This window comes from Microbispora sp. CL1-1 (genome assembly GCF_012034195.1).
In the GTDB taxonomy this organism is placed as follows: domain Bacteria; phylum Actinomycetota; class Actinomycetes; order Streptosporangiales; family Streptosporangiaceae; genus Microbispora.
Genome location: NZ_JAATEK010000001.1, coordinates 61180 through 74220 on the forward strand (window position 1 = coordinate 61180; position 13041 = coordinate 74220).

13 protein-coding genes are annotated in these 13041 nt (G+C 71.4%); 8 read left to right on the forward strand and 5 right to left on the reverse strand.

All coding sequences use genetic code 11. The annotated features are described in order from the left end of the window. Positions 1-4 precede the first annotated feature (4 nt). Positions 5-577, forward strand: coding sequence for a copper resistance CopC family protein (locus tag HCK04_RS00250; RefSeq protein WP_142644830.1), 573 nt, complete (start codon positions 5-7; stop codon positions 575-577). Further along, the gene (locus HCK04_RS00255; protein ID WP_260616992.1) at positions 574-2568 is read left to right on the forward strand and encodes a bifunctional copper resistance protein CopD/cytochrome c oxidase assembly protein; all 1995 of its coding nucleotides are present in this window, start codon (positions 574-576) and stop codon (positions 2566-2568) included. The genes HCK04_RS00250 and HCK04_RS00255 overlap by 4 nt, the downstream gene beginning before the upstream one ends. A gap of 274 nt (positions 2569-2842) precedes the next feature. On the opposite strand, the gene map is transcribed toward HCK04_RS00255, so the two are convergent. Further along, positions 2843-3691: a type I methionyl aminopeptidase gene (map, locus tag HCK04_RS00260; RefSeq protein ID WP_142644832.1), complete on the reverse strand. Its 849-nt coding sequence runs from the start codon at positions 3689-3691 to the stop codon at positions 2843-2845. 43 nt (positions 3692-3734) lie between these two features. Here map and HCK04_RS00265 point away from each other — a divergent pair, with 43 nt between their 5' ends. Next, on the forward strand, positions 3735-3911 hold the full coding sequence (locus tag HCK04_RS00265; RefSeq protein ID WP_185948897.1) for a hypothetical protein: 177 nt from the start codon (positions 3735-3737) through the stop codon (positions 3909-3911). Positions 3912-4100: 189 nt separating this feature from the next. On the opposite strand, the gene HCK04_RS00270 is transcribed toward HCK04_RS00265, so the two are convergent. Further along, on the reverse strand, positions 4101-4391 hold the full coding sequence (locus HCK04_RS00270; protein ID WP_142644833.1) for a hypothetical protein: 291 nt from the start codon (positions 4389-4391) through the stop codon (positions 4101-4103). A 104-nt stretch (positions 4392-4495) separates the two neighbouring features. Between HCK04_RS00270 and HCK04_RS00275 the strand changes: the two genes are divergently transcribed. After that, positions 4496-5458 (forward strand): LysR substrate-binding domain-containing protein, encoded by a 963-nt coding sequence (locus HCK04_RS00275; RefSeq protein ID WP_142644834.1) that lies wholly within the window; start codon positions 4496-4498, stop codon positions 5456-5458. 90 nt (positions 5459-5548) lie between these two features. Here the strand turns inward: HCK04_RS00275 and HCK04_RS00280 are convergent, their stop codons facing one another. After that, positions 5549-6127, reverse strand: a complete 579-nt coding sequence (locus tag HCK04_RS00280) for a hypothetical protein (RefSeq protein ID WP_185948898.1) — start codon at positions 6125-6127, stop codon at positions 5549-5551. A gap of 118 nt (positions 6128-6245) precedes the next feature. Between HCK04_RS00280 and npdG the strand changes: the two genes are divergently transcribed. Continuing rightward, positions 6246-6917: an NADPH-dependent F420 reductase gene (gene npdG / locus HCK04_RS00285; protein ID WP_142644835.1), complete on the forward strand. Its 672-nt coding sequence runs from the start codon at positions 6246-6248 to the stop codon at positions 6915-6917. On the opposite strand, the gene HCK04_RS00290 is transcribed toward npdG, so the two are convergent. Continuing rightward, complete coding sequence (locus HCK04_RS00290) at positions 6878-7210, reverse strand: hypothetical protein (protein WP_142644836.1); 333 nt, start codon at positions 7208-7210, stop codon at positions 6878-6880. The two genes, npdG and HCK04_RS00290, sit on opposite strands and share 40 nt — an antisense overlap. A 113-nt stretch (positions 7211-7323) precedes the next feature. Between HCK04_RS00290 and HCK04_RS00295 the strand changes: the two genes are divergently transcribed. Next, on the forward strand, positions 7324-8502 hold the full coding sequence (locus HCK04_RS00295) for an aminotransferase class I/II-fold pyridoxal phosphate-dependent enzyme (protein ID WP_142644837.1): 1179 nt from the start codon (positions 7324-7326) through the stop codon (positions 8500-8502). A gap of 51 nt (positions 8503-8553) precedes the next feature. On the opposite strand, the gene panB is transcribed toward HCK04_RS00295, so the two are convergent. Beyond that, positions 8554-9399: a 3-methyl-2-oxobutanoate hydroxymethyltransferase gene (panB, locus tag HCK04_RS00300; RefSeq protein ID WP_142644838.1), complete on the reverse strand. Its 846-nt coding sequence runs from the start codon at positions 9397-9399 to the stop codon at positions 8554-8556. A gap of 200 nt (positions 9400-9599) precedes the next feature. Between panB and HCK04_RS00305 the strand changes: the two genes are divergently transcribed. Together HCK04_RS00305 and HCK04_RS00310 are read left to right on the forward strand one after the other, a co-directional pair. Further along, the gene (locus tag HCK04_RS00305; RefSeq protein WP_142644839.1) at positions 9600-10952 is read left to right on the forward strand and encodes an MFS transporter; all 1353 of its coding nucleotides are present in this window, start codon (positions 9600-9602) and stop codon (positions 10950-10952) included. 570 nt (positions 10953-11522) lie between these two features. Beyond that, positions 11523-13037, forward strand: coding sequence for an MFS transporter (locus HCK04_RS00310; protein WP_142645201.1), 1515 nt, complete (start codon positions 11523-11525; stop codon positions 13035-13037). The last annotated feature ends 4 nt before the right edge of the window (positions 13038-13041 follow it).

A 13041-nucleotide genomic window follows, 5' to 3' on the forward strand; every position in this document is an offset into this window, starting at 1 on the left:
TGCCATGAAGAGACCCTTCCTCGCCGCCTTCACCGCGCTCCTGGCGGCTCTCCTGCTGTGTGTCGCGCCGGCCCTGCCCGCTCAGGCGCACACCTCGCTCAAGAGTAGCGACCCGCAGAAGAACGCGCAGGTCAAGACCTTGCAAAAGGTCACGCTCGAGTTCGCGGACTCCGTTCAGTTCCCGGTCGTGGTCGTCCGCGGCGAGGACGGCAAACGCTACGAGAAAGGCGAGCCGGTCGTCGACGGGCCCAAGGTCACCGAGGCGGTGACCGAGCCGGTTCCCCCGGGTCGCTACACGATCGCCTGGCGGGTGGTGTCACCCGACGGGCACCCCCTCGAGGGGGAGATCCCGTTCACCGTGGTCGGCGACCAGTCCGTCGGGGCGGCGACCTCGGCGGCCGCCCCCGACGACCCGGCGTCGTCGTCCGCGCCGGCGGCCGCCGCGCCCGCGACGGCACCCGCGGCCCAGGCCGATGACGGCGGGCAGCAGGGCATCCCCGGATGGACCTGGGCGGTGATCTTCGGGATCGCCGGCATCGGCATCGGGATGTTCCTGAGCCTGCGGAAGAAGCCGTGAACCGGACGGTACGACTGACCGCCGCGGCGCTCTGCGCGGCCGTCGGCGCACTCGTCGTCGCGATGGTGCTCGGCGGTGCCGCGACCCCGCGCATCATCCCCGGCCTGCCCGACGAGGGCACCCTGACGCGCTGGATGCTGCCGCTGTCGAAGCTCGGGATGGACGTCTCCGGCGTCCTGACCGTGGGCCTTCTGACGGCTGCCGCGGCGTTCCTGCCCAACGACAAGGGCCTGCTCGGCAAACAGGCGCAGAGTTACGTGAAGGGCGCGTCGTGGTCCGCGCTGGCCTGGGCGGTCGCCGCGGCGGTGGCCCTGGTCTTCAGCCTGTCGGAGACCCTCGGCGCGCCGGTGGGCCAGATCCTCGCCGGCAACGAGCTGACCAGCTATGCGAGCCAGGTGCCGCAGGGCATCGCGCTGACCCTGGTCGTGCTGTTCGCCGTCGCCATCGCGCTGTTCGCCCGGGGCGCGATCACGGCGGGCGCCGCCGGGGGCCTGCTGGTCTTCGCGCTCGTGACGCTGCTGCCGCCCGCGCTCACCGGGCACTCCTCCTCCTCGCCCAACCACGGTCTCGCCACGACCTCGGTGGCCATGCACCTGCTCTTCCTGGCCCTGTGGGTGGGTGGCCTCGGGGTGGTCTGCCTGCACGCGCTACGCGGGCGCCCCCTCCTGGACGTCGCCGCCGCGCGTTTCTCCCGGATGGCGCTGTGGTGCTTCGTCGGCGTCGGCGTCTCCGGGCTCGCCGCCGCCGCCTCGCGCCTCACCTCGGTCGGCGAGCTGTTCACCTCAAGCTACGGCCTGCTCCTGCTGGCCAAAATCATCGCGTTCTGCGTGCTCGGGTTCTTCGGCTGGCGCCACCGCGGCCGTACGCTGCCGAAGGTGTCGGAGGGGGAGCCGCACGCCTTCCTCCGCCTCGCCCTCGGCGAGGTTCTGCTGATGGGAGCGACGATCGGCCTGGCCGTGGCGCTGTCCCGGACCGCCCCGCCGCCCGTCGACACGCCGGTCGACCGGGCCTTCGAGCTGCTCGGCTACCTGATCCCGCCGCCGCTGACGGTCGCGAACCTGCTGACGCTCTGGTGGTTCGACCTGTTCTTCGCCGTGCTCGCGGTCATCATGGCCGGCCTGTACGGCGCGGGCGTCGTACGGCTGGCCCGCCGGGGCGACCGGTGGCCCATGGGCCGCACGATCAGCTGGTACATCGGCGTCGTCATCCTCGTTTTCAGCACGCAGAGCGGCGTGGCGCGCTATTCGCCCGTGCTGTTCAGCGTGCACATGACCGAGCACATGGTCCTGTCGATGCTGGTCCCGATCTTCCTGGTGCTCGGCGCGCCGGTCACGCTGGCGCTGCGCGCGCTCAAGCCCGCCGTCCGCCGGGGCGATCGAGGCCCGCGCGAGTGGCTCATGGTGATCTTGCACAGCAGGATCATGAAGTTCTTCAGCCACCCCGCCATCGCGACCGCGATCTTCGTGGCGTCGACCTTCGTGCTGTACTTCACCCCGCTGTTCGCCGCGGCGATGGAGGAGCACCTCGGTCACATCGCGATGACCGTGCACTTCCTGCTGAGCGGCTCGCTGTTCTTCTGGGTGATCATCGGTGTCGACCCGGCGCCGTACAAGCTGCCCTACTATGGGCGGCTGCTGCTGCTCATGGTGACCATGCCGTTCCACGCGTTCTTCGGGATCGCCCTGATGAGCATGGGGTCGGTGCTGGCGTCCAGTTACTACGACCAGCTCGGGCGCACCTGGGGCTCCTCCTCGCTGGTCGACCAGCAGATGGGCGGCGGCATCGCCTGGGCCTTCGGCGAGATCCCCACGCTGATCGTGCTGCTCGCGCTCGGCTTCCAGTGGTGGCGCGACGACGAGCGCGTCGCGCGCCGTGCCGACCGCCGTGCCGACGCCGCGGCCGCCAAGTCCGGCGGAACGGGGGACGCGGAGCTGGACGCCTACAACGACTACCTGGCGAAGCTGAACAGGCGGGACAGGGCCGCCGAGTAGGGCCGCCGGTGGTCGGTCGCCGAATAGGCCACCGGCAGCCGGAGGTCCGTGCCGTCGGTCTGCGTCCCCGCCGTGGGCCTGTGTCCCCGCCGTGGGCCTGTGTCCCCGCCGAGGCCCGCGACCTCAAGCACCCACGCGGCACCTCGCGGAGCACAGGAGCGCAGCCGGTGGGAGCACCTGGGGATGCCTCAGGCGCCTGCGCGACGCCTCGGGAAGACGCCGTGGCGCTTCGCCGGAAACACCGGCGAAGCGCCACGAAACCGCTCCGACGTCCTTACGGGAGGGTGAGGATCTCGTAGCCCGACTCGGTCACCACGAGGGTGTGCTCGAACTGCGCGGTTCGCTTGCGGTCCTTGGTCACCGCGGTCCACTTGTCGGGCCAGATCTCGTAGTCGATCGTGCCGAGCGTGAGCATCGGCTCGATCGTGAACGTCATCCCCGGCACCAGGGTCACCGACAGCGAGGGGTCGTCGTAGTGGGGGACGATGAGCCCGGAGTGGAACGAGGTCGAGATGCCGTGCCCGGTGAAGTCGCGGACGACGCCGTAGCCGAAGCGCTTGGCGTACGCCTCGATCACCCGGCCGACGATGTTGAGCTGGCGGCCCGGCGCCACGGCCTTGATCGCCCGCATCATCGCCTCGCGGGTCCGCTCGACCAGCAGGCGCGACTCCTCGTCGACCTCGCCGACGAGGAAGGTGGCGTCGGTGTCGCCGTGCACGCCGCCGATGTAGGCGGTGATGTCCACGTTGACGATGTCGCCGTCGCGCAGCACGGTGTCGTCCGGGATGCCGTGGCAGATCACCTCGTTGATCGAGGTGCACAGCGACTTGGGGTAGCCGCGGTAGCCGAGCGTCGAGGGGTAGGCGCCGTGGTCGCAGAGGAACTCGTGCCCGATGCGGTCGAGTTCGTCCGTCGTCACGCCGGGGGCGACGTGCCTGCCGACCTCTTCGAGCGCCTGCGCGGCGATCCGGCCCGCGATCCGCATCTTCTCGATGGTCTCGGGGGTCTGGACGTCGCTGCCGCCCTTCTTGGGCTCGGCCTTCCCCACGTACTCGGGCCGGGGGATGTGGGCGGGAACCTTGCGAATGGGCGAGATTCGCCCGGGGCGGAGCAGCGTGGTCATGCGGCCAAGTCTAGTTGCGCGTCAAGGGGGCACGATTAAGGACGTGAGCGATCAATGGTGGTTCTGCCTGAAGCACATGAGCGTCGAGCCCGAGAGGGGCTGCCCGAACAAGGACCGGCTCGGTCCCTATGACTCCCGCGACGCCGCCGCCAACGCCCTTCAGACGGCGGCCGAGCGCAACAAGCGCTGGACCGAGCAGGACAAGGACTGGGACGACTGACCCCCTGACACGGGCCCGGGCCCGGTCCTCAGGAACCTGTCGGGCAAGGCTTCGGCGCCTCTGCGTGAGCCCCGCCTCCGGCACCTTCACCCATGCCCGGGCCTCCGGCACCTGTTATGGGCAAGGCCACGGCACGTCTGCGTGAGCCCTGCCTCCGATACTTCACCCGGGCCCTGTTCGTTCGCCCTTTCACCGTCCGGGCGCCGGTGCGGCCTCGGCCGCCTGCCGCCGGGCCGTCGCGCGGCGGGCGACGAGCCGGCCGAGCGTCCAGACGCCGATGCCGCTCCACACCAGGTTGAGGCCCGCCGAGGGCCAGGCCGAGTAGTACGCGCTGTTGATCATCAGGGTGGCCGCCCCGCCGAAGTTGAGCAGCTGGTAGGGCAGCCCGTCCGCGGACATCCTGCCGGACGACACCAGCGCGTACGCGAGCAGGAGGACGACGGCGCCCATGGTGCCGATGATCGTGATGAAGGTGGACATCAGGACGGTTCGCCATCCACGCACATGGTCATGACCCGATGATCCTGCCCGCGGAGAGTGTAGGGCAAGTGAAGGATTCTTAAACCGAACATAAGATCTGCTGCATGGAAATCGACCCGCGGCGGCTGCGGATCCTGCACGAGGTGTCCCGCAGAGGCGGCGTCATGAAGGCCGCTGAGTCGCTGCACCTCACGTCCTCGGCCGTCTCCCAGCAGCTCGCCCAGCTCGAACGGGAGGTCGGCCTCGCGCTGTTCGACCGGTCGCAGCGCAGGGTCACGCTGACCCCCGCCGGGCGGGTGCTCGCCGCGTACGCCGAGCGCATCGAGGAGCAGCTCGCCGAGGCGAGGCACGAGCTCAACCGCTTCGCCGAGCGGCTGTCCGGGCCGGTCACGATCGCGGCGTTCCCCACCGTGATCCGGCATCTGCTGGTCCCCGCGCTGCGCGAGCTGGCCGTACGGCACCCGCGGATCACACCGGTGATCCAGGAGCTGTTCGGGCCGGGCGCGGTGCAGGAGCTGCGCCTCGGCGGCGTGGACCTGGTCGTGACCGAACGGGACATGAGCCAGCCGGCCGCGTCGCTGCCGTCGATGTCGCGGCACCGCCTCTATGACGACGAATACCGCATCGTCGCCCCGCCGTCGTGGGACGAGGTGCCGGCCACCGTCGCCGACCTGGTGGACCTGCCGTGGGTGGCGGGAGTGCCCGACCAGGCGTGCGGGCAGGCGCTCGAACGGCTCGCCCAGCTCCACGGGTTCGTCCCGCGCCGCGTGCACCTGATCGCGGAGTTCCCGCCCGTGCTCGGGCTGGTGTCGGCGGGACACGGGGTGGCGATCGTGCCGTCGCTGGCGCTGCTCGACGTGCCGCCGGGCGAGGTGGTGGTCACCGGCATCCGCGGCGTGGGCACCCGCAGGATCGAGGCGCTGACCAGGGTGAGCCGTACGACGTCGGGGGAGCCCGACGCCATGCAGGCCGTGGTGATCGAGGTGCTGCGTGAGGTGGCCGACGCGGTGGACCGGCGCGTGCGCGAGCTCAGCCGCGCCCCGATCGACTCGTCGCCCGCGTCCTGACCGACGCCCGCCGCGCCGCTCGGCTCGCCCGCGTCCTGACCGCACCGCCTGCGTCCTGGCCTGTCGCGGGCCGGCCGGTCGCCGGACGCCTCAGTCGCTCACGTGGGGGCCGGTGATCCGTTCGGCCAGGCGGGCGAGGCGCTCCCGCAGGCCGGGCCGCCGCACCTCCCCGGCCGCGCTGCTCACCAGGTGCTGCGCCGCGTCGAAGCTCAGGACGGCCCCCTCGGCCGGTATGGCGATTGAGTCGTGGGCCAGGGACTCCAGCTCGGGGTCGCCGCCGTCGATGGCGAGGATCGTGGCGCCGGTGCGGCGGGCGTCGTCCACGCGTTCGAGCAGGGGCACGGGCGCCCGCTGCTCGGCGACCACGAACAGCGTCTCGCCCCGGCCGGCGCTCCGCAGCCGCTCCATCCCGACCCGCAGATGGGCGGGCGCGCCGGGCGGCGGCGCCCAGCGGACCAGCGTGGGGGAGAGCTGTGCGAGCCCCGACAGCCGGGCCTCGTCGGACAGGTGGGCGGTGACGTGCCACGGCTCGTCCTCGGGGGTGCCGACCACGAGAAGCCCTCCGGGCGATCGGGTGGCCCGCAGGGCCAGACCGAGCTCCCGGGTGCGTTCGAGCCATCCGGTGGAGGCGAGCACCTCGCGCAGCAGGTTCACCGATGCGGCGTCCATGACCGTTATGGTGCCTGACATGAACGCGTGAGTCCCGCCAATCGGGTCCGTACTTCGAAGACCGCCCTCGCGAGAGCCGGTGGGGACGCCGCGACGACCTGCTGGCATGATCTGATTCATGGTTGAGCACACCACCGCAGACCTGCCCGACGTCTCCGCGCTGACCATCGGCATCCTGGGCGGCACCGGCGACCAGGGCAAGGGACTGGCCCGCCGGTTCTCGCTGGCCGGGCATACCGTGTTGATCGGCTCGCGCAGCGCCGAGCGCGCGCAGGAGGCGGCCCGCGAGATCGGCGTACGCGGTGCCGCGAACGCCGAGGTGGCGGCCGAGGCGGACGTCGTGATCGTCGCGGTGCCCTGGGAAGGGCACAAGGCGCTGCTGGAGTCCCTGCGCGAACCGCTCGCCGGGAAGATCGTTGTGGACTGCGTCAACCCGCTCGGCTTCGACAAGCAGGGGGCGTACGCGCTGCCGGTGGAGGAGGGCAGCGCGGCCCAGCAGGCGGCGGCGGTGCTGACCGGCAGCCGGGTGGTCGCGGCCTTCCATCACGTGTCGGCGGTGCTGCTGCTCGACCCCGCGGTGGCCGAGATCGACCTCGACGTGCTCGTGCTCGGCGACGACCGCGAGGCCACCGACGTCGTACGCGCGCTCGCCGGCCGCATCCCCGGCGCGCGCGGGATCTACGCGGGCCGGCTGCGCAACGCCCACCAGGTCGAGGCGTTCACCGCGAACCTGATCTCGATCAACCGCCGTTACAAGGCCCACGCCGGAATCCGGGTCACCGACGTGTAGCCATCCGCGCTTCGATTGATCGACGGCCGGCCGGCCGTGGACGGGGAGAAGCGTGTCACGTGGCGGTGGCACAGCCCGGCGTTGCTGTGCGCCACGACGGCGAGCGGCCCGCGTGGCGTGCTCGCCGTCACCTCGCTCACCACCCGCGGCCAGTAGGGCGGCGGACCGGCCGTCACGCCGGTCAGCCGCGGCACCACGGCGGTGTGCCCGCGCGCCCGCAGGGTCTCGGCGACGGGGGTCCAGGTCGAGGGGCCGACGGAGGGGCTGTGCACGAGGAGGAAGCCGACGTCCATTCCCTCATCCTCGCCATGGGCGACCGCGGCGGACGCCTTCTCCGCTCGCCGCGTAACCGGTCGTCGGGTATCTAACCTGACAAGAACGGCCTTTCTAGGTAATTGTGGACGCCATGAGCTCCTTGCATCCGGAAACGCGCGTCGTCCATCTGCCCCGGCCCACGCCGGAGGCCAGCACGCCGATCTCCATGCCGATCTACCAGACCTCGGGATTCGTCTTCGACGACCCGGCCGTCTTCGCCGACGGCATGGGGCGGCCCGACGGGGCGTACGTCTACGGCCGGCTCTCCAACCCCACCGTGCGGGCGCTGGAGGAGGCGGTCGCCGGCCTTGAGGGCGGCGTGGCCGCCGTGGCCACCGGCTCGGGCATGGGGGCGATCAACGCCGTGCTGCTCGGCCTGCTGAAGTCGGGCGACCACGTGATCGCCCAGTCGGCGCTGTACGGCGCCACCGCCCAGACGCTCGCCGACCTCGCGGAGCGCTTCGGCGTCGAGGTCACCCGCGTGCCGGAGGACGACCCCGAGGCCGTACGCGCCGCCGTGCGGCCCACGACGAAGCTGCTGTATCTGGAGACCATCGCCAACCCGATGACGCAGGTGGCCGACCTGCCGGGGATGTGCGCGGCGGCGCGCGAGGCCGGGATCCTCACCGTGGTCGACAACACCTTCGCGTCGCCGGTCCTGTGCCGCCCCATCGAGCACGGCGCGGACATCGTCGTGCACTCCGTGACCAAGTATCTGTCCGGGCACACCGACGTCGTCGGCGGGATCGCCGTGTTCGCCTCCGAGGACGTGTATCGCCGGGTGTGGTCGTACGCGGTGGAGCTCGGCGCGACGACCGACCCGTTCGCCGCGTGGCTGACCCTGCGGGGGATGCAGACGCTGCCGCTGCGGATGGAGCGCCACTGCGCAAACGCCCGCGTGCTCGCGACGCGGCTCGCCGAGCACCCGGCCGTGGCCGCGGTCCACTGGCCGGGCCTGCCGTCCCACCCGTCGCACGAGCTCGCCACCAAGCTTCTGCCGGACTTCGGCGGCGTGTTCTCCTTCGACCTCGCCGGAGGGCGTGCCGCCGGAGAGGCGTTCATGCGCAACGTGCGGCTCGCACTGCTCGCGCCCTCGCTCGGCGGCGTGGAGACCCTGATCCTCCACCCGGCCACGACGTCGCACCGTACGGTGAGCGCCGAGGGCCTGGCCGCGGCGGGCATCGGCGAGGGGACGGTCCGGGTGGCCGTGGGCATCGAGCACGCCGAAGACCTGTGGGCCGACTTCGCCCAGGCGCTCGACGCGATCTGAGGGGTTTCACGGGAAGGGCGGCCGCGGCGTGCGCGGCCGCCCTTCGTGGTGTCAGCGGTAGGTGTGCTCGGGCCGGGGGAAGGCGCCGGAGACGACCTCGTCGGCGTACGCGCGGATCGCCCGGTCCATCTCTCCGGCCAGGTCGAAGTACTTCTTCACGAACTTCGCGGGCTGCGGGGTGAGCCCCATGAGGTCCTGCCAGACGAGGACCTGCGCGTCGGTGTCGGGCCCGGCCCCGATGCCGACCGTGGGGATGCTCAGCGACGTGGTGACCCGCTGGGCGAGGTCGGCGGGGACGCATTCCAGCACGACGGCGAAGGCGCCCGCGTGCTCCAGCGCCTTGGCGTCGGCCATGATCTCGTCACCCGCCTGCCCGCGGCCCTGCACCCGGTAGCCGCCGAAGGCGTTGACCGACTGGGGGGTCAGGCCGATGTGGGCCATGACCGGGATTCCGGCCGACACGAGCATCTCCACCTGAGGGAGGACCCGGTGGCCGCCCTCAAGCTTGACGGCGTGCGCGCCGGCCTCCTTGATGAAGCGGGCCGCGGTCTCCAGGGCCTGCTGGGGTGAGGCCTGGTAGGAGCCGAACGGCAGGTCGGCCACGACCATCGCCCGCGACGAGCCGCGTACGACCGCGGCGGCGAGCGGGATGAGGTCGTCGACCGTGACGGGCAGGGTCGAGTCGTAGCCGTAGACGACCATGGCGGCCGAGTCGCCCACGAGCATCACCGGGATGCCCGCCTCGTCGAACACTCGCGCGGTCATGGCGTCGTACGCGGTCACCATCGGCCACTTCTCGTGGCGTTCCTTGGCCGCCGCGATGTCGCGGACGGTGACTCTGCGCCCTGCGGCCCCGCCGTAGAGGGCGGGCTTGGACACAACGGAAACAGAGGACATGGCTACCTCCAGGCCTCGTGGCGCCCCTGTGGCGTCCCCGGACAGTCAGATCATTGCATGCCGCCATGGGCTGGAACACCCCCATACGGGCGCCGTAATCCGGGCGCCGACGAGTGGGACTAAAGGGACGAAAGAGGCGACCCGGCGGCAGAAATGTCCGAGCCACCCGGCACAATGCCATGCGGAGGTAAGGAACCACGATGGCTTTTGATCGTTACAGGCAGGTGCTCGCCCTGCCGGGTGTGCGGGCGTTGCTGCTGGTCGGCATGATCGCGCGAATTCCCCTCACCGGCACCGGCATGACGCTGACCCTGCATGTGGTGAACGACCAGAAGCTCGGGTTCTTCCAGGCGGGCCTGGTCGGCACCGCCTCCATGGCGGGCGCCGCTATCGGCTCGCCGCTCGTCGGCCGGTTCGTCGACCGGCGCGGGCTGCGGCCGGTCATGGTCGTGACGACCCTCGTGCAACTGTGCCTGTGGTGCGTCGCGCCGTCCATGCCGTACGCCGTGCTGCTGCCGGGGGCGCTGATCGGCGGGCTGTTCAGCCAGCCGGTATTCGGGACCATCCGGCAGTGCGTGGCCGCGATGGTGCCGAAGGAGAACCACCAGACCGGCTTCGCCCTCGACTCGATGGGCGTGGAGCTGTCGTTCATGGTCGGGCCCGCCCTCGCCGTCGCGAGCGTGACGGCGTTCGGCAGCGCCGCGACGATGTACGGCGTGGCCGCCGGGCTGGTGGGCTCGGGAGTGGCGCTGTATCTGCTCAACCCGCCCACGCGGTCGGCGGAGGAGGTGGCGGGGCAGGAGGTCCACGTCCCCCGGCGGCAGTGGCTGCGTCCCGGCCTGCTCGCCCTGCTCTGCCTGGTTTCCGGGCTCACCTTCGTGCTCACCACCACCGAGCTGAGCGTGGTGGCGATGCTCAAGGCGGACGGCGCGACCGCCTGGACCGGGCTGGTGCTCGCGCTGTGGTGCGCGTACTCGCTCGTCGGCGGGTTCGTGTACGGCGGGCTCTCCCGGGGGCTGTCGCCCGGGCTGCTCGCGGGCGGCCTGGCGCTGCTGACCGTGCCCGTGGGCCTGGTCGGCGGGGGCTGGGGCTGGCTGTGCCTGGCACTGGCACCGGCCGGGCTGCTGTGCGCCCCGGCGCTGTCGTCCACCGTGGACGCCGTCAACCGGCGCGTCCCGGCGGCGGCGCGGGGTGAGGCGATGGGCCTGCACGGCACCTCGCTGACGATAGGAGGAGCCCTGGCCGGGCCCCTCGCGGGCGGGCTCCTGGACGCCCATGGCCCGGTCTGGGCCTTCGCCGTGTCCGGAGCGGTCGGTGTCGCGCTGGCCCTGCTCACCACCCTGGTCAGGCGCGACGCCCCGGTCGCCGTCCTCGTCCCGGCCGGATCGCGTGACGCGGCCGGGCCGGATCACGCGAACGGTCTCGGCGTGGCGGCCGGGGCGGACATCGCGACGGGGCCGGAGCGTGTGAGCGGTCTCGGTGCAGTGCCGGGGGCGGACATCGCGGCCGGGCCGGACGCCGCGACGCCCCTGCCCACCGCCGCGCGCGAGTAGGAGCGGTGGCTACTCCCGCGCGCGGGGTAGGCGTGGTGTGTGCTCCGGCGGGGGAGCGGGCGTGATGCGTGCCCCGGCGCCGGAGCAGGATCGGGCGCCCTCTCGCCGGCGTGTGGACCGTGCCGGATCGGGGGATTGAAATACGCCCCGGAGTGGGAATAGAACCGGCCCTCGCGTTGATGTAAAGGGGGCGCGGTCGTCCCTCGGGGCGGCCGGCGAAGGCGTCGGCCGCCTGCTGCGGGTGGCTGCGGGCGGTCCGCTCCGGGGTGGTGTACGCCTGCTCGGCGGGGCCGTGAGAGACGCCATCGCGCCTCCGGGTGCGCCGGATGGCGCGGCTGCCGGGGACGCGCGACACGAGGGTCGGCGCCTCGGCCGAGCACCTTGAACCCAACTGACCAGCGGATATGGCGGCACCGATCCGGATTATGAAACGGTCCCGTTGCGTATCGGAATGACCAGCGCTACGCTTGCGTTGCGAAACTCGGTCGTATCGAAATCATGGGGGAATCAGTGGAAGCTTCGGCAGAAGCTCATACAGGGCACCCACGCCGGTGGCAGGTCCTCGGCGTGATGGTGTTCAGCCTGCTGGCCGTCGTCCTCGACAACACCATCCTCAACGTGGCGATCAAGACGATCGCCGATCCCGTCCACGGGCTGGGCGCGACCCAGAGCGAGCTCGAATGGGCGATGAACTCCTACACGCTGGTGTTCGCCGGCCTGCTGTTCACCTTCGGCGTGCTGGGCGACCGCTACGGGCGTAAGCGGATGCTCATGGCGGGCATGGTCCTGTTCGGCCTGGCCTCCCTGGCCAGCGCGTACGCGCAGGACCCGATGCAGCTCATCGCGGCGAGGGCCCTGATGGGCCTCGGCGGGGCCGCGATCATGCCGGCCACGCTGGCGATCATCTCGAACGTCTTCCCGATCCACGAGCGGGGCAAGGCGATCGGCATCTGGGCCGGCGGCGTCGGCATCGCCGTGGCGATCGGCCCGATCACGGGGGGCCTGCTGCTTGAGCACTTCTGGTGGGGCTCGGTCTTCCTGGTCAACGTGCCCATCGTGATCATCGGTCTCGCGCTGATCGCCGGGATCGTGCCCGACTCCAAGGACCCGAACAAGACCGGTCTCGACCCGATCGGTGTGCTGCTGTCCATCATCGGCCTGATCGCCCTCGTCTACGGCATCGTCCGGATCAGCGACCTCGGCACCGTCGCCGACGTCTCGGTCATCCTGCCGTCGCTGCTGGGCATCGCGATCCTCGCCGCGTTCGTCTGGTACGAGAGCCGGATCGACCACCCCGCCTTCGACGTGCGCAACTTCCGCAACGCCGGCTTCTCCACCGCCATCGCCACCGTCGGCCTCGTGTTCTTCGCGGCCATGGGCGTGATGTTCTTCCTGGCCTTCTACTGGCAGATCGTCCGGAACTACTCGCCGCTGCAGTCGGGGGCGCTCGTGCTGCCGTTCGCGGCCGCTCAGCTGATCTTCGCGCCGCAGAGCGCGCGCATGGTGCAGAAGTACGGCGCCCGCGCCGTCGGCACGGTGGCCATGCTCGTCATCACGCTGGCCCTGGCGTGCTACTCCTTCGTGCAGGTGGACACCCCGATCTGGGTCCTGCTGGCCCTCGGCTTCATCCAGGGTGCCGCGATGGCCAACATCATGCCCCCGGCGACCACGGCCATCATGAACGCGCTGCCGCGTGAGAAGGCCGGCGTGGGCTCCTCGATGAGCAACGTCGTCCGGCAGGTCGGCGGCACGCTGGGCATCGCCATCCTGGGCGCGGTCCTGTCCGCGAGCTACCGCAGCGACATGGAAGACAAGGTCACGGCCCTGCCGGAGCAGCTCCGCCACGTCGTCACCGAGTCCATCTCCGGCGCGGCCGGTGTCGCGGAGAACCTGGGCCCGCAGGGCGCGAAGCTGCTCGACGCCGCGAACGCCGCGTTCGTCACGGGCGTTCACTGGGCGGCCCTCGGCTCGGCTCTCGTCGCCCTCATCGGCACTCTTGTGGTGGCCCGCTGGATGCCGGGCAAGGCTTCGGTCAACGCCGCGGTCGACAAGGCTGAGATCGAAAAGGAAGCGGCGGTAGTGTGAACTG